The sequence below is a fragment of the Burkholderia sp. Bp9012 genome (assembly GCF_003853825.1).
Taxonomy (GTDB): Bacteria; Pseudomonadota; Gammaproteobacteria; order Burkholderiales; family Burkholderiaceae; genus Burkholderia; species Burkholderia diffusa.
Genome location: NZ_QTQA01000017.1, coordinates 149,613 through 169,584 on the forward strand (window position 1 = coordinate 149,613; position 19,972 = coordinate 169,584).

A 19,972-nucleotide genomic window follows, 5' to 3' on the forward strand; every position below is an offset into this window, starting at 1 on the left:
ACGCATGCCAGGCCGACACCCGACCGCCGTCTTCCCCAACGCATTCCGAAGGAGCCCACCATGAACCCGACACCCACCCGCGCTTCCACGCCGCGACGGCGCGCAGCGATGCTGCGCCGCATCGGCGCCCTCGCCGTCGCGGCCGCCGCCGTGTTCGGCTACCAGCGCATCGTCAACTCTGCCGAGCCGATGCGCACCGTGCCCGCGCCGACACTCGACGAAACACCCGGCGCATCGCACGACGAGACGGCCGTGCTTGCCGGCGGCTGTTTCTGGGGCGTGCAGGGCGTGTTCGAGCATGTGAAGGGCGTGAAGCAGGTCACGGCCGGTTATGCGGGCGGCGCATCCGAAACCGCGCACTATGCACTCGTCGGGTCCGGGCTGACGGGGCACGCGGAATCGGTACGCATCGTCTACGACCCGACGCAGATCACCTACGGCCGGCTGCTGCAGGTGTTCTTCTCGGTCGCGCACGATCCGACCGAACTCAACCGGCAAGGCCCCGACGAAGGGTCGCAATACCGGTCGGCGATCTTCCCGACCACCGGGCAGCAACGCGCGGTCGCGTCCGCGTACATCGCGCAGCTCGGCACCGCGCATGTGTTTCCGGCGCCAGTCGTCACGCGTATCGAGGACTACAAGGGGTTCTACCCGGCCGAGGCCTATCACCAGAACTACCTCGAGCTGCATCCCGATGCGCCATACATCGCGTTCAACGACCTGCCGAAGGTCGCCGGGCTGAAACACTACTTCCCGGCGCTGTACCGCGCCGATCCGGTGCTGTGGCGCGATGCCCGCTCGTGACCGGCACGCGGCCGCAGCCGGGCGGCCGCGCATGCCGCGGGTGCCGCCCGCGCCCCGGATTGCGCCGCATCAAACAAACCGCGCCCGCCGTGCCGGTGCAAACCCGCATCGCGTCCGACATGCGGTGCAACTTCGCGTAGACTTCTCCCAAGCCACGCCGCTTGTTGCGGCGTCCGGACCTTCCGTCCAGCCAGGAGGCGTCACGCATGCGCGCAGTGCCTTTGTCTGACAGCAGCACCCTCGAAGAACCGTCCACCGGCGCGGTCGTGCGCGACCTGCGCCGCGTGCCCATCCATCCCGATCACTGGTATCCGCTCGCGTGGTCGCGGGAGCTGAAGCGCGGCAAGACGCTCGGCGTGCGCTTCGCCGGCGATCCGATCGTGCTCGTGCGCACCGAATCCGGCGCCGTGTATGCGCTCGAAGATCGTTGCGCGCACCGCCAGGTGCCGCTGCATGCGGGCGTCGTGAGCGGCGAAACGCTGCGCTGCTGCTACCACGGCTGGACCTATGCGTGCGACAGCGGCCGTTGCGTCGACGTGCCCTACCTCGGCCGCGAGCGTTTGCCCAACGGCGTGCGGGCGTACCCGTGCCGCGAGGCGCACGGACTGATCTTCGTGTTCCCCGGCGACGCGACGCTCGCCGACGAACGCCCGTTCCCCGCGCTCGAATCGGCGGACGACCGCGCATTCAAGACGCGCCGCTTCGGCCGCGAGGTCAAGTGCCACTACTCGTTCATGCACGAGAACCTGATGGACATGAACCATCAGTTCCTGCATCGCAAGCAGATGGGGCAGATGCGGGCGCGCGCACTCGGCCGGCGCCGCGGCGACGACTGGGTCGAGGTCGATTACACGTTCGCGCGCATGGAAGGCAAGCAGCCGGTCGGCGAGGCGCTCGTGTTCGGCTCGAGCAAGAAGCCCGGCGACCAGGCCGACAAGAGCGTGATGACGGTTCGCACCGGCTACCCGTACCAGACGCTGCAGATCCGCTCGAGCGAAGGCACGCTCGTGATGGACCTGTGGATCGTCTACGTGCCGCTCGATGCGGAACAGCGTACCAACCGCACGTTCGGACTGCTGTCGATCCACAAGCCCGGCATCCCGTTCGCGCTCGATCTCGCGTGGCCGCTGCTCGTCTGGTTCACCGAGCGGATCTTCCGCGAGGATCGCTGGATCGTCGAGCGCGAGCAGGAAGCGCACGACCGGCAGGGCGCCGACTGGAACCACGAGGTGTTTCCGGTCATCAACGAACTGCGCGACCTGCTGCGCCAGTGCGGCGCGCGCACCGTGATCCCGATCCGGGACGCGCGCGACGGCACGTGATGCGCGCAGCGTGCCGCAGCGTGTCCGTTACAGGCTGAACGCGCCCGGCAGCAACGCGCGGGCCGTCGTGACCTCGACGGCCCCTTTCAGGTTGGCCAGGATCACTTCGATGTCGGGCTTGCCGATCTCGATGATCACCTGACGGCACGCGCCGCACGGCGCGATCGGGCCGTCGGTATCGCCGACGACCGCGAGCCGCGTGAAGTCCCCCGGACGATAGCCGGCCGCGATCGCCGCGAACATCGCCGTGCGTTCCGCGCAATTGCACAGTCCGTACGACGCGTTCTCGACGTTGCAGCCGTGAAAAACCGTTCCGTCACGCGCCTGTAGCGCAGCGCCGACCTTGAAGCGCGAATACGGCGCATACGCGCGTTCGCGCGCCGCCTTGGCCTGTTCGATCAGTTCGTCTCGTTCCATCTCGATGGTGCCTCCAGTCGTGTGCGGGGATACATCGACACGACGCATCCCGGCCGGCACGATACTCCCCCGTCATGTGAGGCGGGCACCGATACCCGCCCGTTCCGCCGTGCCGGCATCGGCGCACGGTCAGCCGATCTGCTCGTAAATGGTCGGGTTCACCTCGCCCGTCTCGCCCAGCACGTAGCTTTGCCGCACCTCGTCCACCGCACGTGCGGCCGCCGCGTCGTCGCGGGCATGCACATAGCCGAGCGGCTGGCCGGCTTCGACACGCTGCCCGATCTCCGCGAGTGCCGTCAGGCCGACACGGTAGTCGATCGCATCCTCCGCGCGCGTGCGGCCGCCGCCGAGCGCGACGACCGCGAGCCCGAGCGCGCGGCAATCGACCCGCTTCACCACGCCACTCGCAGGCGACGGAACCGGCACGATCACATCCGCCCGCGCAAGATGATGCGCGGGCGCTTCGATCAGGTCCACGGGGCCGCCGAGCGTCGCCACCATTCGCGCGAAGCGTTCCGCCGCCGCGCCCGAGTCGAGCGCCTGCTGCAACATCGTGCGCGCCTGCGCGACGTCGCGCGCCAGCCCGCCGGTGACGAGCAACTGCGCCGACAGCGCCATCGTGACGTCATGCAGGCGCGCCGGTCGTGACTTGCCCGTCAGGTAGTCGATCGCACACGCGACTTCGAGTGCATTGCCCGCGCACGGCGCGAGCGACTGGTTCATGTCGGTCAGGATCGCGGTCGTCTTCATGCCGGCGCCGTTTCCGACGTCGACGATGCTACGTGCCAGCTCGGCCGACTTCTCGGCGGTCGGCATGAACGCGCCGGAGCCGACCTTGACGTCCATCACGAGCCCGTCGAGCCCCGCCGCGAGCTTCTTCGACAGGATCGACGCGGTGATCATCGCGACCGACTCGACGGTCGCCGTCACATCGCGAATCGCATAGATGCGCTTGTCCGCCGGCGCGAGCCGCGCGGTCTGCCCGATGATCGCGACGCCGACCTCACGCACCGTACGACGAAACGTGTCCGTGTCCGGTGTCACGTCGTAGCCGGGGATCGCACTGAGCTTGTCGAGCGTGCCGCCGGTATGGCCGAGCCCGCGCCCCGAGATCATCGGCACATAGCCACCGCATGCGGCCACCATCGGCCCGAGCATCAGCGACACGACATCGCCGACGCCCCCCGTCGAATGCTTGTCGATCACCGGTCCGCCGAGATCGAGCGCACGCCAGTCGAGCACGTCGCCCGAGTCGCGCTGCGCGATCGTCAGCGCGACACGCTCATCGGTGCTCAGGTCGTTGAAGTACACAGCCATCGCGAACGCCGCCACCTGGCCCTCGGTCACGCTGCCGTCGGTCACGCCGCGCACGAACGCGGCAATCTCGTCGCGATCGAGCGGCTGCCGGTCGCGCTTGCGGCGAATGAACTCCTGCGGCAGAAACATCGTTGCGTCTCCTTGCTCGCTCAGTGCAGCGAAAAGAACAGGCCGGCAATTGCCGCACTCATCAGGTTCGACAACGTCGCGGCCGTCAGCGCACGCAAGCCATGCCGTGCGACTTCCGAGCGGCGCTCCGGCGCGACCGCGCTGAAGCCGCCCGCGAGAATGGCGATCGACGAGAAGTTCGCGAAGCCGCACAGCGCGAACGACACGATCGCGAGCGTCTTCGGGTCGAGCACCTGCAGGCCGGCCGCCGCGACGTGCGCGCCACCCTTCAGATACGGCGACAGGTCGCCGTACGCGACGAACTCGTTGAAGATCAGCTTCTCGCCGATGAAGTTGCCGGCTAGCGCCGCGTCGTGCCACGGCACGCCGATGATCCACGCCAGCGGCGCGAACAGGTGGCCGATGATGCCCAGCAGCGTCACCTGCGGAAAGCCCGCGAACGCGGCCACGCCGCCGACGATGAGGTTCATCAGCGCGATGAGCCCCACGAACGCGATCAGCATCGCGCCGACATTGATCGCGATCCGCAGGCCCACCGACGCGCCGGACGCCGCAGCCTCGATCACGTTGGCGGCCCGCTTGTCGTCGAAATCGAGCCCGTCGACCACGACACGGCTCGGCTCCACGGTCGGGAACAGCAGCTTGCCGAACAGCAGCCCGCCCGGCACCGCCATGAACGATGCAGCGAGCAGGTACTCCATCTTCACGCCGAGACCGGCGTAGCCGACCAGCACCGAGCCCGCGACCGACGCCATGCCGCTCGCCATCACCGTGAAGATCTCGGCGCCCGTCATGTGCCGCACGAACGGCTTCACGAGTGCGGGCATTTCGCTCTGCCCGAGAAAGATCGTCGCGACGGCCGAGCACGCCTCGATGCGGCTCACGCCGAGCACTTTCGCGAGCCCCGCGCCGAGGATCGCGACGATCCACTTCATCACGCCCACGTAATACAGCACCGCGATCAGCGCGGTGACGAAGATGATCATCGGCAGCACGCGCAGGCCGAACACGAACCCACCGTCGCCGAACAGCTGGAACATCCGGGCGTCGACCAGCCCGCCGAACACGAACGCAATGCCGTGATTGCCCATGTCGAGCACGCGATTGACGCCGTTCGCGGCCGCCGCCAGCGCCGCGCGGCCCGACGGCACGAACAGCACCAGCGCGCCGATCGCGAACTGCGTGAGCAGCGCGGCGATCAGGGTCCGGCCGCTCACAGCGCGCCGGTTGTTCGACAGCAGATAGGCCACCAGCAGCAGGAACAGCATGCCCAGGAGACTGCGCAGAATATCCACCTCGTACTCCTTTCTCTCGATGTTTATTTGAATGATCGGCAGGCGGCCCGGCACGCCCGTTTAACGCCGTCGGTGGATATTACTCGCCGTCATGCATGACGACAACGCAATCAAAATGGCATGCTCCGTGCGGGTTCGCTTGCGTCGTCGATTTGCTCAGTTCTTCTATGTACCTGGAAATCGGATGGACGTGACGATGCCCGATTCGTCCCATATATTGAGAGAATCGACGGAAGGCCGAGAAGAGGCAGGGCCGGCGATGCACGTGACCGGCCGCGTAAACGTGCGCGGGGCGTGCCGTTCGAACAGACACGCCCCGCGCAACGGACGCAGTACGCCGCTCAGCCCGCGCGTTCAACCGGATGCGGCTCGCGCAGTCGGTTCGCGATGCGCGCGGCCTCGTAGTAGCCGGCCGCGGGTGGCCGCTTCAGATAGCGGCCCGCGCCGCGCACCGCACGCAGCTCGCCGTCGGCCCAGGCGAGCGCACCGCGCGTGAGGGTGTGGGTCGCGACGCCCTGCACCGTCATCCCTTCGAACACGTTGAAATCGACCTGCTGGTGATGGGTCTTCACCGAGATCGTCTTCGTCGCGGATGGGTCCCACACGACCAGATCGGCATCGGCGCCGACCTGCACTGCCCCCTTGCGCGGATACAGGTTGAAGATCTGCGCGGCGTTCGTCGACGTGATCCGCACGAATTCATTCGGCGTGATGCGGCCATGATTCACGCCGTGATGCCACAGCACCGACATGCGATCCTCGACGCCGCCGCAGCCGTTCGGGATCTTCGTGAAGTCCTCGCGGCCCATCGCCTTCTGCGACGCGCAGAACACGCAGTGATCGGTCGCCGTCGTATGCAGCTGCCCCGCCTGCAGCCCGCGCCACAGCGCCTCGCGATGCTCCGCCGAGCGGAACGGCGGGCTCATCACGTGCGCGGCCGCACGCGTCCAGTCCGGGTCGCGATACACCGACTCGTCGATCACCAGGTGTCCCGGCAGCACCTCGCCGAACACGCGCAGCCCTTCGCTGCGCGCGCGCGTGATCGCGTCAACCGCGTCCTTCGCCGACACGTGCACGATATACACGGGCACGCCGAGCACCTGCGCGATGCGGATCGCGCGGTTCGCAGCCTCGCCCTCCACCTCCGGCGGTCGCGACAGCGGATGCGCCTCGGGCCCCGTCATCCCGCGCGCGAGCAGCGCCTGCTGCAGCCGAAACACGAGTTCGCCGTTCTCCGCGTGCACCGTCGGCAGCGCGCCGAGTTCGAGCGAACGCGAGAAGCTGTTCACGAGGACCTCGTCATCGGCCATGATCGCGTTCTTGTACGCCATGAAGTGCTTGAAGCTCGACACGCCGTGCTCGCGCACGAGCGTGCCCATGTCGCGGTGCACCGATTCGTCCCACCACGTGACGGCCACGTGGAAGCCGTAGTCGGCCGCGGCCTTCTCGGCCCAGCCGCGCCACTCGTGGAACGCGTCCATCAGCGGCTGCTTCGGGCTCGGGATCACGAAGTCGATGATGCTGGTCGTGCCGCCCGACAACCCGGCGGCCGTGCCCGAATAGAAGTCGTCGCTCGCCGTCGTGCCCATGAACGGCAGTTCCATGTGCGTATGCGGATCGATGCCGCCCGGCATCACGTACTGGTCGTGCGCGTCGACCACCGTCGCGCCGGCCGGCGCGTCGATCGTCTGAGCGATCTGCAAGATCGTGCCGCCGTCCTGCGGGTCGGCACACAGTACGTCCGCGCGATAGGTGCGGTCCGCATCGACCACGGTGCCGCCGCGAATCAGGATTGCCATTTGGTTGCCTCCTCGTTGACTGTCGGGTGCCGCATGCGTTCGCGCATCAAGCGCTCGCGATCTGCGCGCGCTGTCCGGCGCGCCACTTCATCCAGGTACCGTACACGCCGGACGCCAGCACGAGGCCGACGAACCACGCATACGTGTAGAGCGTGTTGAAGAACGCCGGCACGTTCGGGAACGACGCCGGGAACGCGGTGTGCAGGAAGCCGGGCAGGTTCGGCAGCACGCCGATCGCGAGCGCCGCCAGCGCGGCCGGGTTCCAGCCGCGCGCGTAGCTGAAGTCGCCGCGCTCGTCGAACAGCGCGCGCGTATCGAGCCGCGTGCCGCGAATCAGGAAGTAGTCGACCATCAGGATGCCCGCGACCGGCCCGAGCAGCGCCGAATAACCGACGAGCCAGGTGAAGATGTAGCCGTCCGTCGTCGCGAGGATCTTCCACGGCATCATCACGATCGCGAGCGTCGCGGTGATCAGCCCGCCCGTGCGGTACGAGATCGCCTTCGGCCACAGGCTCGAGAAATCGTAAGCAGGACCGACCAGGTTCGCCGCGAGGTTGCAGCACATCGTGTCGAGCGTCAGGATCACGAGCGCAATGCCGACGCCGATGCCGGTCATCCGGCTCGTCAGGTCGATCGGATCCCAGATCGCGTTGCCGTAGATCACGACGGTGGCCGACGTCACCACGACCGACACCACCGACAGCAGCGCCATCGGCAGCGGCAGCCCGATCGACTGCCCGATCACCTGGTCGCGCTGCGAATGCGCGAAGCGCGTGAAATCGGGAATGTTCAGCGCGAGCGTCGCCCAGAAGCCGACCATCGCGGTCAGGCCCGGCCAGAACGTCGCCCAGAAGAGTCCCGCCTTCTTGCCGCCCGCGACGAACTGCGACGGTGCAGACAGCATCGTGCCGAAGCCGCCCGCCTGCGACGTCGCCCACCACACGAGCGCGATGCACATCACGACCTTGATCGGCGCGGACCAGCTCTCGAGCCAGCGGATCGAATCGGTGCCGTGCCAGATGAAGTACAGCTGCAGCGCCCAGAACACGAGGAAGCACGCAAGTTGCCCGAACGAGATGCCGACGAGCGGCAGCGCGGCGCCGTGCAATGCGTTGCCGGTCAGGATGTTCAGCAGCGTATAGATCGCGCTGCCGCCAAGCCAGGTCTGGATGCCGTACCAGCCGCACGCGACGATCGCGCGCAGCAGCGCGGGCAGCTTCGCGCCCTGCGTGCCGAACGAAGCGCGCACGAGCACCGCATACGGAATCCCGTGCTTCGCGCCCGCATGGCCGATCAGCAGCATCGGCACGAGCACGATCAGGTTGCCGAACAACACGGTCAGCACGGCCTGCCACGGCGACATGCCTTCCTGGATCAGTCCGGCCGCAAGCATGTACGACGCGATGTTCATCACCATCCCGACCCACAGCGCCGCGAAGTGATACCAGCGCCACGTGCGCTGTGACGCCGTCGTCGGCGCGAGGTCGTCGTTGTACAGGCTGCCGGCCGGCGCCGCGGCGCTGTCGGGATCGGCGGGAATCGCTGCTGGTTTCATCGGACGCGCTCCACGTAAACGTCAGCGCCGGCATCGTGCGATGCCGGCAGAACAGGACACAAGCAGCAGTGCGGACGATGCCGCGCCGCCGGCCGCCGGTCAGGCCGCCTTCGCATGCTTCGCGGGTTCCGCCGGGCTCGCACCCGCGTCGGCACGCGCCGGGTTGTTCGGATGCGTGGTCCAGTTCGCGTAGTCGCCCGCGTCGACCCGCTCCATCGTGATGCATTGCTCGACCGGACACACATGCATGCAAAGATTGCACCCGACGCACTCCGCGTCCACCACCTCGAAGTGCCGCACGCCGTCCTTCTCGGCCGTGATCGCCTGGTGCGACGTATCCTCGCACGCGATATGGCACAGCCCGCACTGGATGCAGCGGTCCTGGTCGATACGCGCCTTGATGTCGTACTTCAGGTTCAGATATTTCCAGTCGGTCACGTTCGGCACCGCGCGGCCGCGCACGTCGTCGAGGGTCGCGTAGCCCTTCTCGTCCATCCAGTTCGACAACCCGTCGGCGAGGTCCGACACGATCCGGAATCCGTAATGCATCGCGGCAGTGCACACCTGCACGCTGCCGGCGCCGAGCACCATGAACTCGGCCGCGTCGCGCCACGACGAAATCCCGCCGATGCCGGAGATCGGCAGGTTCGGCGTTTCCGGGTCGCGCGCGATCTCCGCGACCATGTTCAGCGCGATCGGCTTGACCGCCGGGCCGCAGTAGCCGCCGTGCGTGCCCTTGCCGTCGACGGTGGGCATCGGCGCCATCTGGTCGAGGTCCACCGCGACGATCGAGTTGATCGTGTTGATCAGCGACACGCCGTCCGCGCCGCCCTTGTAGGCGGCACGCGAGCCCATCCGGATGTCGCTGATGTTCGGCGTGAGCTTCACGAGGCAGGGCAACTTCGTGCCTTCCTTGACCCAGCGCGTGACCATCTCGACGTATTCCGGCACCTGTCCGACCGCCGCGCCCATCCCGCGCTCGCTCATCCCGTGCGGACAGCCGAAGTTCAGCTCGACCGCATCGGCGCCCGTATCCTCGACGAGCGGCAGGATCCATTTCCAGTCGCGCTCGTTGCACGGCACCATCAGCGATACGATCAGCGCGCGATCGGGCCAGTCGCGCTTCACCTGCGCGATCTCTTTGAGGTTCACGTCGAGCGGCCGGTCGGTGATCAGCTCGATGTTGTTCAGCCCGGCGATCCGCTGGCCGTTCCACTGCACCGCACCGTAGCGCGAGCTGACGTTGACGACGTGCGGATCGAGCCCGAGCGTCTTCCAGACGACGCCGCCCCAGCCCGCCTCGAACGCGCGATTGACGTTGTACGCCTTGTCGGTCGGCGGCGCGGAGGCCAGCCAGAACGGATTCGGCGAAGTGATGCCTGCGATGGTGCAGCGAAGGTCGGCCATGTTCGGCTCCGTAAAAATGGGGCGTCTATCGTGATTCGCGTGGCGCGCGCAATGCACGCGATGCGCGGGATGCCGTTGCGTATGCCGCGCTCACGCGGCCTTGGCGGCGCGCCGCGCAAGCGCCGCGTCGATCGCCGCCGCCGCGCGCTTGCCGTCCTGCACGGCCTGCACCGTGAGGTCGATGCCGTCCGTCGCCGCGCAATCGCCGCCGGCCCACACGTCGGGCAACGCCGTGCGTCCGTCCGCGTCGACCGCGATGCGCGTGCCGTCCGCCGTCAGCAGCGCGGCCGCGACACCGTCCGGCACCAGCGTCTGGCCGATCGCCTTCAGCACCATGTCCGCGTCGACGGTGAAACGCTCGCCCGACGCGGCCTCGAATTCGACACCCGTCACATGCCCATCCGCGCCCGTGATACGCACCGGCTTCGCGTGCGTGACGAGCGTGACGCCGCTCTTTTGCGCGAACTCGCGTTCGGCCCAGGTCGCGCTCATCGCGTCCACGCCGCGCCGGTACACCATCGTCACGCGCTCCGCACCGAGCTTGCGGCTCTGCACGGACGCGTCGATCGCCGTATTGCCGCCGCCGATCACGACCACGCGCCGCCCGACCGGCACGTTCTCCAGCGCGTCGGCCTGCCGCACCTGCTCGATGAAGTCGACCGCGTTCATCACGCCGCTCAATTCCTCGCCGTCGATCGCGAGCGTGCGCACGCCGCCCAGGCCCATCGCGAGAAACACCGCGTCATGCTGCTCACGCAGCGCGTCGAGCGTGACGTCGCGGCCGAGCGCAACGCCCGTCTGCAGCGCGATGCCACCGACCGACAGCAACCACTCGACTTCGCGTTGCGCGAAATCGTCGACCGTCTTGTACGCGGCGATCCCGTATTCGTTCAAGCCGCCCGCCTTCGGCCGCGCGTCGAACAGCGTGACGCGATGCCCGGCGAGCGCGAGCCGGTGCGCGCAAGCGAGCCCGGCCGGCCCCGCGCCGACCACCGAGACATGCCGCCCCGTATCGGGCGCACGCGTGAAGCGCACCGCGCCGCTCGCCATCGCCCAGTCGGTCGCGTGCCGCTGCAGCGCGCCGATCGCGACCGGCTGCGCATCCTGGTGATTGCGCACGCACGCGCCTTCGCACAGGATCTCGGTCGGGCAAACGCGTGCGCACATCCCGCCGAGCGGATTCGCGGACAGGATGTCGGTCGCGGCACCCTTCAGGTTGCCGTTACCGATCTTGCGAATGAAGCTCGGGATGTCGATCTGCGTCGGGCAGGCCTGCACGCACGGTGCGTCGTAGCAGTAGTGGCAGCGGCTGGCGGCGGCCGCGGAGGCAGTCGGATCGAGCAGCGGCGCGATATCTGCGAATTCGCACGAGAGTTGCGTGGACGACAGGCGATGCGCGGCGATATCGCCGGTTGGCTTGGTGGTCATACGCGTTCCTTCGACTGGGTGGAGACAAAGCCGTCCCCGCCGGCTGCGAATGCACAGTCGGGGCGGTCCTGCTTGGGAATGCCACGGTCAGGCGATGAGCGGCCTGCCGGCTGCGCTAGATCCGGTCCGTCATGAAGCCGGCTCGCATGCGCGCGACAGCATCGCGTGCAGCAGCACGTTCGCGCCAGCCTCGATCCATGCGGGCGTCGCGTCCTCGATCTCGTTGTGACTGATGCCGTCGACGCAGGGTACGAACACCATCGACGTCGGCGCAACCTGCGCCAGATAGCACGCGTCATGCCCCGCACCCGACACGATGTCGCGATGTGAGTAGCCGAAGCGATCGGCCGCGCCGCGCACGGCCGCCACGCAGGCCGGATCGAACGCGACGGGCTTGTAGTAGAAAATCTGCTCGAGCGCGGTTTCGAGCCCGATCTCGCCCGCGATGCGCGCCACACCTTCGCGCAATGCAGCATCCATCTTCGCGAGCACCGCGTCGTCCGGATGACGGAAATCGACGGTGAAGAACACGCGGCCGGGAATCACGTTGCGCGAGTTCGGGTGAACCTGCATCATGCCGACCGTCGCGCAGCCGAACGGCGCGTGATCGAGGCCGATCCGGTTCACGAGATCGACCACGCGCGATGCGCCGAGCAGCGCATCGCGGCGTCGCGGCATCGGCGTCGGCCCCGCGTGCGCTTCCTGGCCGGTGAACGTGATCTCGTACCAGCGTTGCCCCTGCGCGTCCGTCACGACGCCGATCGTCTTGCACTCGGCCTCGAGAATCGGCCCCTGCTCGATATGCAGCTCGAACGCCGCATGCAGCTTGCGGCCGCCGCAGGGTACGTCGCCCGCGTAGCCGATGCGCGCGAGTTCCTCGCCGATCGTCTTGCCGTCGACATCCTTGCGCGACAGCCCGTACTCGAGCGGGAACACACCCGCGAACACGCCCGACGCGACCATCGCCGGCGCGAAACGCGAACCTTCCTCGTTGGTCCAGATCACGACCTCGACCGGATGCTCGGTCTCGATGCCGTGATCGTTCAGACTGCGAATCACCTCGAGGCCGCCGAGCACGCCGTAGATGCCGTCGAAGCGGCCGCCCGTCGGCTGCGAATCTGCATGCGAGCCGGTAACGACCGGCGCCGCGTCGGCCACGCGGCCCGCGCGGCGCATGAACACGTTGCCCATCGTATCGACCGTCACCGTGCAGCCGGCGGCTTTCGCCCAGCCGACGATCAGGTCGCGTCCGGCCTTGTCGAGATCGGTCAGCGCGAGGCGGCACACGCCGCCCTTCGGCGTCGCGCCGATCTTCGCGACTTCCATCAGGCTGTCCCACAACCGCTTGCCGTCGACCTTGATCGACGTGTCGAATGCTGCCCGCTTCACTGTTTCCGATACCGCGTTCATTCGTATCGCTCCTGTGGGGTCGGTCATGTTGTCATTCCGGTTGCCGCCGGTGCACGCCTTGCCGCTGTCGGGGCAAGCCTGCACCGGCAAGGTGCAGATGCGCATCGTTCGTGTGATTCGTCCGACCGATCGGCGGATTGCCGGCACTGCATTCCGTCGATCATCAAATCCTGTCCGATTGGACAGGTTTTAGACGATCAAAATGCCCAGCGCAATGTCTTTCTTGCGTGAATCGAACGAGCGAGAAACGTGCCACCGCATTGCAGCATCACGCGCGCCGATGTGGGCGGGCACGTGCGTTCGATGCGAACCAGCGGCTAGAATGAAGCGCAACGCGGCATGCAAGCCGCGCGAGGGTAACGATGAAACATGACGAAGCGGCCGCCGAAGCCACCGGCGACGACGAAACGAATATGCCCTTGCGGCGACGCAAGGCGCATATCCGCGAGTCCAACGAAGCGCATCTGCTGGCCTGTGCGGAAGCCGTGTTCGCGGAGCGCGGGCTCGACGGCGCGAGCACGGCGATGATCGCCGAACGTGCGGGCCTGCCGAAGGCGAACCTGCATTACTACTTCCCGACGAAGCTTGCGCTGTACCGTCGCGTGCTCGACGACCTGTTCGAGGACTGGCATCGCGCGGCAGGTTCGTTCGAGGCCGGCGACGATCCGGTGGAAGCGATCGGCGGCTACGTGCGCGCGAAGATGGATCTGTCGCGACGGCGCCCGCTCGGCTCGAAAGTGTGGGCCAACGAGATCATCCACGGCGCCGCGCACATGCAGGACATCCTGTCGGAACGCGTGAAGCCCTGGTTCGACACGCGCGTGAAGGTGATCGAGGGCTGGATCGCGCGCGGGCTGCTCGCGCCGATCGATGCACACGCGTTGATGTACCTGATCTGGGCGACGACGCAGCACTATGCGGATTTCGATGCGCAGATCCGCGCGCTGAGCGGCAAGCGTGCGTTCACGCAGAAGGCGTTCGCCGAGAAGACCGAGCAGGTCGTGCAGCTCGTGATTCGTGCGTGCGGTGCGGTGTCGCCGGAGGCGAACGCGTAACGCGATCGCGCACGCGCCGGAAAGCGAAACGGGCGACGGGCACGATGCCCGCCGCCCGCGTCGCGAGACGGCATGAATGCCGTCTCGCGCGTGATACATCAATGCGTTCGCGTTACGCGACCCGCTCGATCGCGATCGCCGTCGCCTCGCCGCCGCCGATGCACAGCGACGCGACGCCGCGCTTCAGGCCGTACGTTTCGAGCGCGGCCAGCAGCGTCACCATCACGCGTGCGCCCGATGCGCCGATCGGATGGCCGAGCGCACACGCGCCGCCATGCACGTTGACCTTGTCGTGCGGCAGGTCGAGATCGCGCATCGCGGCCATCGCGACCACCGCGAACGCTTCGTTGATCTCGAACAGGTCGACATCGCGCAGGTTCCAGCCGGTCTTCTCCGACAGCTTGCGGATCGCGCCGATCGGTGCCGTCGCGAACAGGCCCGGCTTGTTCGCGTAGGTCGAATGCCCGACGACCACCGCCTTCGGCGCGAGGCCGAGCCGATCCGCTTCCGAGCGACGCATCATCACGAGCGCGGCCGCGCCGTCAGAAATCGACGACGAATTGGCCGCCGTCACCGTGCCGCCTTCGCGGAATGCCGGCTTGAGCGTCGGAATCTTGTCGAGCTTCGCTTTGCCCGGTTGCTCGTCGATCGACACGACGGCTTCCGTCTTGGCGGCCTTCACGGTCACCGGCGCGATCTCCGACACGAAGCGTCCTTCTGCAATCGCACGCTGCGCGCGCGTCAGCGATGCGATCGCGAACGCATCCTGCTCCTCGCGCGTGAACTGATATGCCTGCGCGCAATCCTCCGCGAACGTGCCCATCAGCCGGCCCTTGTCGTACGCGTCCTCGAGCCCGTCGAGGAACATGTGATCGAGCACCTGACCATGCCCCATGCGCATCCCCGCGCGCGCCTTCGGCAGCAGGTACGGCGCATTCGTCATGCTCTCCATCCCGCCCGCGACGGCCACGTCCGCCGATCCGGCCAGCAGCAGGTCGTGCACGAACATCGCGGCCTTCATCCCGGAGCCGCACATCTTGTTGACCGTGGTCGCGCCCGCCGCCAGCGGCAAGCCCGCCTTCAGCGCGGCCTGCCGCGCCGGTGCCTGACCCTGGCCGGCCGGCAGCACGCAGCCGAACACGATTTCATCGATGCGCTCGGCGGGCACGTTCGCGCGTTCGAGCGCCGCACGAATCGCCGCCGCGCCAAGCTCGCTCGCGCTGGCCGCGGCCAGGTCGCCCTGAAAACCACCCATCGGCGTGCGCGCCGCGCCAACGATTACGATCGGATCCTGTGTCGTCATGATTGCATTCCTCCAGTGTCAGCGCGGTGCCATGCGCAGCGCGCCATCGAGACGGATGACTTCGCCGTTCAGCATCGTATTCTCGGCGACGTGGCGCACCAGCGCCGCAAATTCTTCCGGGCGGCCGAGCCGCGGCGGGAACGGCACGCTCTTGCCGAGCGCGTCCTGCACGTCCTGCGGCATGCCGGCCATCATCGGCGTCGCGAAGATGCCCGGCGCGATCGTCACCACGCGAATGCCGAACCGCGCGAGTTCGCGCGCGATCGGCAGCGTCATGCCCACCACGCCGCTCTTCGATGCCGCATACGCGGCCTGCCCGATCTGTCCGTCGAACGCCGCGACCGACGCGGTGTTGACGATCACGCCGCGTTCGCCTTCCGCGTCGGCGTCCTGCTTCGACATCGCTTCCGCCGCCAGCCGGATCATGTTGAACGTACCGACCAGGTTGATCGACACCGCACGCGCGAAACGGTCGAGCGAATGCGGGCCTTCGCGGCCGACGACCTTCTCGCCCGGCGCGACGCCTGCGCAGTTCACGAGCGCATCGATGCGGCCGAACGCGTCGCGCGCGGCGGCAACGGCGGCCTGCCCGTCGGCTTCGCTCGTCACGTCGGTCTTCACGAAGCGTGCGGACGTACCTAGTTCGTGCGCGAGGCTCGCACCGGCGTCTTCATTGACGTCCAGCAGTACGGCCTTGCCGCCTTCGGCGACCACCATGCGCGCCACGGCTGCGCCGAGGCCCGAACCGGCACCCGTAATCAGAAAAACGCGATCCTTGATGTTCATTCGCAGTCCATAGTCAATATTCAAGATTGAGCGGTCTTCTCGGCTTCCAGCTTGCGCAGCATGAAGCGCTGGATCTTGCCGCTCGGGGTTTTCGGCAGCGCGTCGACGAAGTCGATCGCGCGAGGATAGGCGTGTGCCGACAGCCGCCGCTTCACGTGCTGGCTCAGTTCTTCGGCCAGCGCCGGTGTGCCGTCGAAGTCTTTCGACAGCACGACGAACGCCTTGACGATCTCGGTGCGCTCCGGGTCCGGCACGCCGATCACCGCGGCCTCGCTGACGGCCGGATGCTCGATCAGCGCGCTTTCCACGTCGAACGGACCGATCCGGTAACCGGACGATGTGATCACGTCGTCCGCGCGGCCGATGAAGCTCACGGTGCCGTCCGGCTCGAGTTCGACGTTGTCGCCGGTGCGGTAATAGCCGCCCGCGATCGCCGGCGTGTCTTGCTGCCAGTAACCGTCGAACCACAGCAGCGGCGAGCGCGCGATGTCGATCGCGAGGATGCCGGGCTCGCCGGGGCCGAGTTCGTGACCGGCTTCGTCGAGCACCGCGACGCGATAGCCGGGCATCGCGAAACCCGCCGACCCGGCATGGACGACGTGCGCGAGCCCGTGATGATTGTTCACGACCATCCCGAGTTCGGTCTGGCCGTAGTGGTCGTAGATCGGCGCGCCGAGCGCCGCGTGGAACCAGCGCACGACTTCCGGATTCAGCGGTTCTCCCGCGCTGCTGACAACCCGCAGTTGCCCTTTCAGGCGCGCGGCCGCTTCGGTGCCGGCCGCCATCAGCATCCGGAACGCGGTCGGCGAACCAGCGAGGCTCGTGATGCCGAGCCGTTCGATCACGTCGTAGGTACTGTCGACCGTGAAAGCGCCCTCGTACAGCGTCGTTGCATGGCCGAGCAGCAGCGGGCCCGTGATCGCGTAATAGAGGCCGTATGCCCAGCCCGGATCGGCGATGTTCCAGAAGCGGTCACTGGCGCGCAGGTTCACCGCGTCGCGCATGTACGCGCCGAACGCGAGCAGCGCGCGCAACGGCACCGGCACGCCCTTCGGCAAACCCGTCGTTCCCGACGTCGACATCATCATGAACAGGTCGGTGCCCTTGCGCGGGACCGGTTCAAATACGTCGCACTGCGCGTCGAGTGCCGCGCGGAAATCGATGTCGCGCGCCGGCAGCGTGTCGCCCGACTCGCGCACCGTCGCGACCCGCGGGCAATCGACGATCTCGTCGAGCTTCGCGCGATTCGCGATGTTGGTGACGACCAGCCGCGCATCGCTCATGCGCAACCGGTGCTCGATCGCCTTCGGCCCAAACGCGGTGAAGAGCGGCTGATAGACGGCGCCCGCGCGCCACGTGCCGAGGATCGTCGCGACGAGTTCGGGCGTGCGCGGCAACAGGCCGGCAACCACGTCACCCGGCTTCACGCCCTGCTCGACCAGCAGGTTTGCGACCCGCGCCGACAGCGCCTGCATCTGCGCGAACGTGAAGCTGCAGTGCCGGCCGCCGACGTCGATCCAGTCGAGTGCGATCGCATTCGCGTCCGCCGCCGCATGCCGGTCGCAGCATTCGACGCAGGCGTTCAGGCCCTGCTCCAGGTCGCCGTGCAGATATGCGGCGGCGGTCTCGATACGGAAGCCGGCCACGGCGTCGGCGTAAGCCGGCACCACCCGGGGGGTTGCTCCATCACGCATGCGTGTCTCCTGTTCGTTATGTCCGCCGGCGAACCGGGGGTATATCGATGATGGTAGACAGCCGTCACATTGCAATCAATGACAAACAGAATCTAGAATCGTGATCGCTTTTGCCATGTCTGGAGGACATGAAAAAATGGGGCCGCAGATGATCTCGCCGGATTTCGTCGAGGACGCGCTCGAGAGCCTGCGCCGGCAGCGGATTCCGACCGAGCCCGTGCTGCGCGTTGCCGGCCTGCCGGCCACCGTGCGCGAGCCCGTCACGCCACAACAGTACGGTCGCCTGTGGCTGGCGATCGCCAACGCGATCGACGACGAATTCTTCGGGCTCGCGGCCCGCCCGATGCGACGCGGCAGCTTCACGCTGCTGTGCCACGCCGTGCTGCACGCGGGCACGCTCGAGAAGGCGCTGCGGCGTGCGCTGCAGTTCCTGCGCGTGGTGCTCGACGAACCGCGTGGCGAGCTCGTGGTCGCCGACGGCCAGGCGCAGATCGTCCTCACGCAGGCGGGCGCACCGTATTCGGCGTTCGCGTACCGGACGTTCTGGCTGATCCTGCTCGGCGTCGCCTGCTGGCTGATCGGCCGACGCATTCCGCTACAGCGCATCGATTTCGCGTGCCCGAGCCCCGACCAGCGCAGCGACTACCACCAGTTCTTCGGCGTGCCCGTGCATTTTGACCGCCCGGACAGCCGGCTCGCGTTCAACGCCGCGTACCTCGCGCTGCCGACGATCCGCTCCGCGCAGGCGCTGAAACCCTTCCTGCGCGGCGCGCCCGGCAACCTGCTCGTGCGCTATCGGCACGACACCGGCTGGGTGGCGAAAACGCGTGCGCATCTCAAGGCGCAACCGGCCGCCGAGTGGCCGGACTTCGACACGCTGGCCGTGCGCCTCGGCACGACGCCCGCGACGCTGCGGCGGCGATTGCGCAGCGAGGGGCAGAGCTTCGCGTCGATCAAGGACGAGCTGCGCGGCGCGCTGGCCCAGTCGCTGCTGCGCGGGCACACGCTCAGCGTCGCGGAAATCGCGGCGGAACTCGGTTTTACCGAGCCCAGCGCGTTTCATCGCGCGTTCCGGAAATGGACCGGGACGAGCCCGGGCGCATTTCGGCGGGATGTCGATGCGGCGCAGGCGGAGCATTGAATTGCGGCGCGGGCGCGCGTCACACTCGGTGCGAGCGCGCAAAAGGGTAACGCTGACGTGCATGACCACTGTGAATTTCAGCAGTCGATCGATCCTTCTATTGCCTCCGCTGAGATCTCGAGAAACAGGCACGCGACGAAAGTCAGAAAGCAGGTGAGTGCGATCGCCGCCGTGCACCATGCGGACGGTTCGGCACCCGCAACCAACTGGCCGGCGACCGCGATCGCCGTGACGACCGACCAGATAAGCCACGTGAACAGGTGCGGCCGAACGCCGCGCCGGTAGATTGCGCGCGCGTGCGGAATGGCTGCCAGCAAGGACACGGCAGATCCCACGACACCCAGCACTGAAGCGGCACCCTGATCGACAGTCACCATCAATGCGGCCTTGTTCGCATGGGCCGGTCAGTATGTGGTCAGGCAGCGCAACGCGCAACTTGGGACCGGCATGCGGCGTGGTCGATGCTGCGTCGTGTCGTTGGCGCAGCCGGAGGCAATTGAGCGCCAACAAACTGCAGAGTAATCACGTGCTCGCAGCCGAATCGATTGCGTGGCCGTCGAATGCGCAGGAATCGCCTCTTGAAGCAAAAGAGAACGGTTCTGCCAGAACTTCCTTTGAAGGCCAACAGCCTGAGCAACCGCACGGGCTACGTCGCCGAAGCCGGAGGGATGGTGATCGGGTTCTGAATCCGGCCGTCGGCGGATTCGGATCTCCCGACGCCCGGTGAGCTATTCGTCCACCTGGAGCATATGGGGCAGGGCGTTGCCCGCGCGCTAGGGAAGGAGATCCGGACGGAAGCGGCCAGGAGAGGGGCCGATGCTTTGTGATCGAGGCGGATCACAATGCCGTGCCGTTCTATCTGACGCTCGGGGCCGAAAAAATCGGTTAAAAAAAGAGTCTTGCATGCTGCCGGGCAGAACCTTTCCGATCTTGCGGATCGTGATCTGATCGATCGGCAATCCGGACACCTCCCTGCACTCGCGCTTTTCGCCGCGCAAATGCAAAAACCCCCGCCTTGTCGGGCGGGGGTTCTTGGCTTAGGGAGCCTGACGATTACCTACTTTCACACGGGAATCCGCACTATCATCGGCGTAGAGTCGTTTCACGGTC

The 19,972-nt window shown here is 67.3% G+C and carries 15 protein-coding genes and 2 pseudogenes; 5 read left to right on the forward strand and 12 right to left on the reverse strand.

Annotated elements, in window-relative coordinates:
- Window positions 1-60 precede the first annotated feature (60 nt).
- Window positions 61-804 (forward strand): peptide-methionine (S)-S-oxide reductase MsrA, encoded by a 744-nt coding sequence (gene msrA / locus DIE11_RS23125; RefSeq protein WP_124627311.1) that lies wholly within the window; start codon window positions 61-63, stop codon window positions 802-804.
- Between the two features lie 206 nt (window positions 805-1,010).
- Complete coding sequence (locus DIE11_RS23130; RefSeq protein ID WP_124627313.1) at window positions 1,011-2,126, forward strand: aromatic ring-hydroxylating dioxygenase subunit alpha; 1,116 nt, start codon at window positions 1,011-1,013, stop codon at window positions 2,124-2,126.
- A 27-nt stretch (window positions 2,127-2,153) separates the two neighbouring features.
- Here the strand turns inward: DIE11_RS23130 and DIE11_RS23135 are convergent, their stop codons facing one another.
- The 8 genes from DIE11_RS23135 to DIE11_RS23170 form a co-directional block, all read right to left on the reverse strand.
- Entirely contained in the window at window positions 2,154-2,543 is a 390-nt protein-coding gene (locus DIE11_RS23135) for a cytidine deaminase (protein ID WP_124627316.1), read from the reverse strand.
- 129 nt (window positions 2,544-2,672) lie between these two features.
- The gene (deoA, locus tag DIE11_RS23140) at window positions 2,673-3,989 is read right to left on the reverse strand and encodes a thymidine phosphorylase (RefSeq protein WP_124627318.1); all 1,317 of its coding nucleotides are present in this window, start codon (window positions 3,987-3,989) and stop codon (window positions 2,673-2,675) included.
- 20 nt (window positions 3,990-4,009) lie between these two features.
- The gene (locus tag DIE11_RS23145) at window positions 4,010-5,284 is read right to left on the reverse strand and encodes a NupC/NupG family nucleoside CNT transporter (protein ID WP_124627320.1); all 1,275 of its coding nucleotides are present in this window, start codon (window positions 5,282-5,284) and stop codon (window positions 4,010-4,012) included.
- A gap of 341 nt (window positions 5,285-5,625) precedes the next feature.
- Window positions 5,626-7,083: a dihydropyrimidinase gene (gene hydA / locus DIE11_RS23150; protein ID WP_124627322.1), complete on the reverse strand. Its 1,458-nt coding sequence runs from the start codon at window positions 7,081-7,083 to the stop codon at window positions 5,626-5,628.
- Window positions 7,084-7,129: 46 nt separating this feature from the next.
- The gene (locus DIE11_RS23155) at window positions 7,130-8,638 is read right to left on the reverse strand and encodes an NCS1 family nucleobase:cation symporter-1 (RefSeq protein WP_124627324.1); all 1,509 of its coding nucleotides are present in this window, start codon (window positions 8,636-8,638) and stop codon (window positions 7,130-7,132) included.
- Window positions 8,639-8,737: 99 nt separating this feature from the next.
- The gene (gene preA, locus DIE11_RS23160) at window positions 8,738-10,045 is read right to left on the reverse strand and encodes an NAD-dependent dihydropyrimidine dehydrogenase subunit PreA (protein WP_059606025.1); all 1,308 of its coding nucleotides are present in this window, start codon (window positions 10,043-10,045) and stop codon (window positions 8,738-8,740) included.
- Between the two features lie 90 nt (window positions 10,046-10,135).
- On the reverse strand, window positions 10,136-11,473 hold the full coding sequence (locus tag DIE11_RS23165; protein ID WP_124627326.1) for an NAD(P)-dependent oxidoreductase: 1,338 nt from the start codon (window positions 11,471-11,473) through the stop codon (window positions 10,136-10,138).
- Window positions 11,474-11,602: 129 nt separating this feature from the next.
- Window positions 11,603-12,883: a Zn-dependent hydrolase gene (locus DIE11_RS23170; RefSeq protein ID WP_059606020.1), complete on the reverse strand. Its 1,281-nt coding sequence runs from the start codon at window positions 12,881-12,883 to the stop codon at window positions 11,603-11,605.
- A gap of 362 nt (window positions 12,884-13,245) precedes the next feature.
- Between DIE11_RS23170 and DIE11_RS23180 the strand changes: the two genes are divergently transcribed.
- Window positions 13,246-13,938, forward strand: a complete 693-nt coding sequence (locus tag DIE11_RS23180; protein WP_124627328.1) for a TetR/AcrR family transcriptional regulator — start codon at window positions 13,246-13,248, stop codon at window positions 13,936-13,938.
- 112 nt (window positions 13,939-14,050) lie between these two features.
- Here DIE11_RS23180 and DIE11_RS23185 read toward each other — a convergent pair whose 3' ends face one another.
- Genes DIE11_RS23185 through DIE11_RS23195 form a run of 3 tightly spaced genes read right to left on the reverse strand, consistent with a single transcriptional unit; the run spans window position 14,051 to window position 17,721 of the window.
- Window positions 14,051-15,241 (reverse strand): acetyl-CoA C-acetyltransferase, encoded by a 1,191-nt coding sequence (locus DIE11_RS23185; protein ID WP_124627330.1) that lies wholly within the window; start codon window positions 15,239-15,241, stop codon window positions 14,051-14,053.
- An 18-nt stretch (window positions 15,242-15,259) separates the two neighbouring features.
- Entirely contained in the window at window positions 15,260-16,027 is a 768-nt protein-coding gene (locus DIE11_RS23190) for a 3-hydroxyacyl-CoA dehydrogenase (protein WP_059606011.1), read from the reverse strand.
- Between the two features lie 20 nt (window positions 16,028-16,047).
- Entirely contained in the window at window positions 16,048-17,721 is a 1,674-nt protein-coding gene (locus tag DIE11_RS23195; protein WP_124627332.1) for an acyl-CoA synthetase, read from the reverse strand.
- Between the two features lie 136 nt (window positions 17,722-17,857).
- Between DIE11_RS23195 and DIE11_RS23205 the strand changes: the two genes are divergently transcribed.
- The gene (locus DIE11_RS23205; RefSeq protein WP_124627334.1) at window positions 17,858-18,862 is read left to right on the forward strand and encodes an AraC family transcriptional regulator; all 1,005 of its coding nucleotides are present in this window, start codon (window positions 17,858-17,860) and stop codon (window positions 18,860-18,862) included.
- A 122-nt stretch (window positions 18,863-18,984) separates the two neighbouring features.
- Here the strand turns inward: DIE11_RS23205 and DIE11_RS23210 are convergent.
- A pseudogene (locus DIE11_RS23210) lies at window positions 18,985-19,239 on the reverse strand (hypothetical protein); the annotation flags it as partial.
- A 264-nt stretch (window positions 19,240-19,503) separates the two neighbouring features.
- Here DIE11_RS23210 and DIE11_RS36730 point away from each other — a divergent pair.
- Window positions 19,504-19,810, forward strand: a pseudogene (locus tag DIE11_RS36730) (GNAT family N-acetyltransferase); the annotation flags it as partial.
- Window positions 19,811-19,972: the final 162 nt, after the last annotated feature.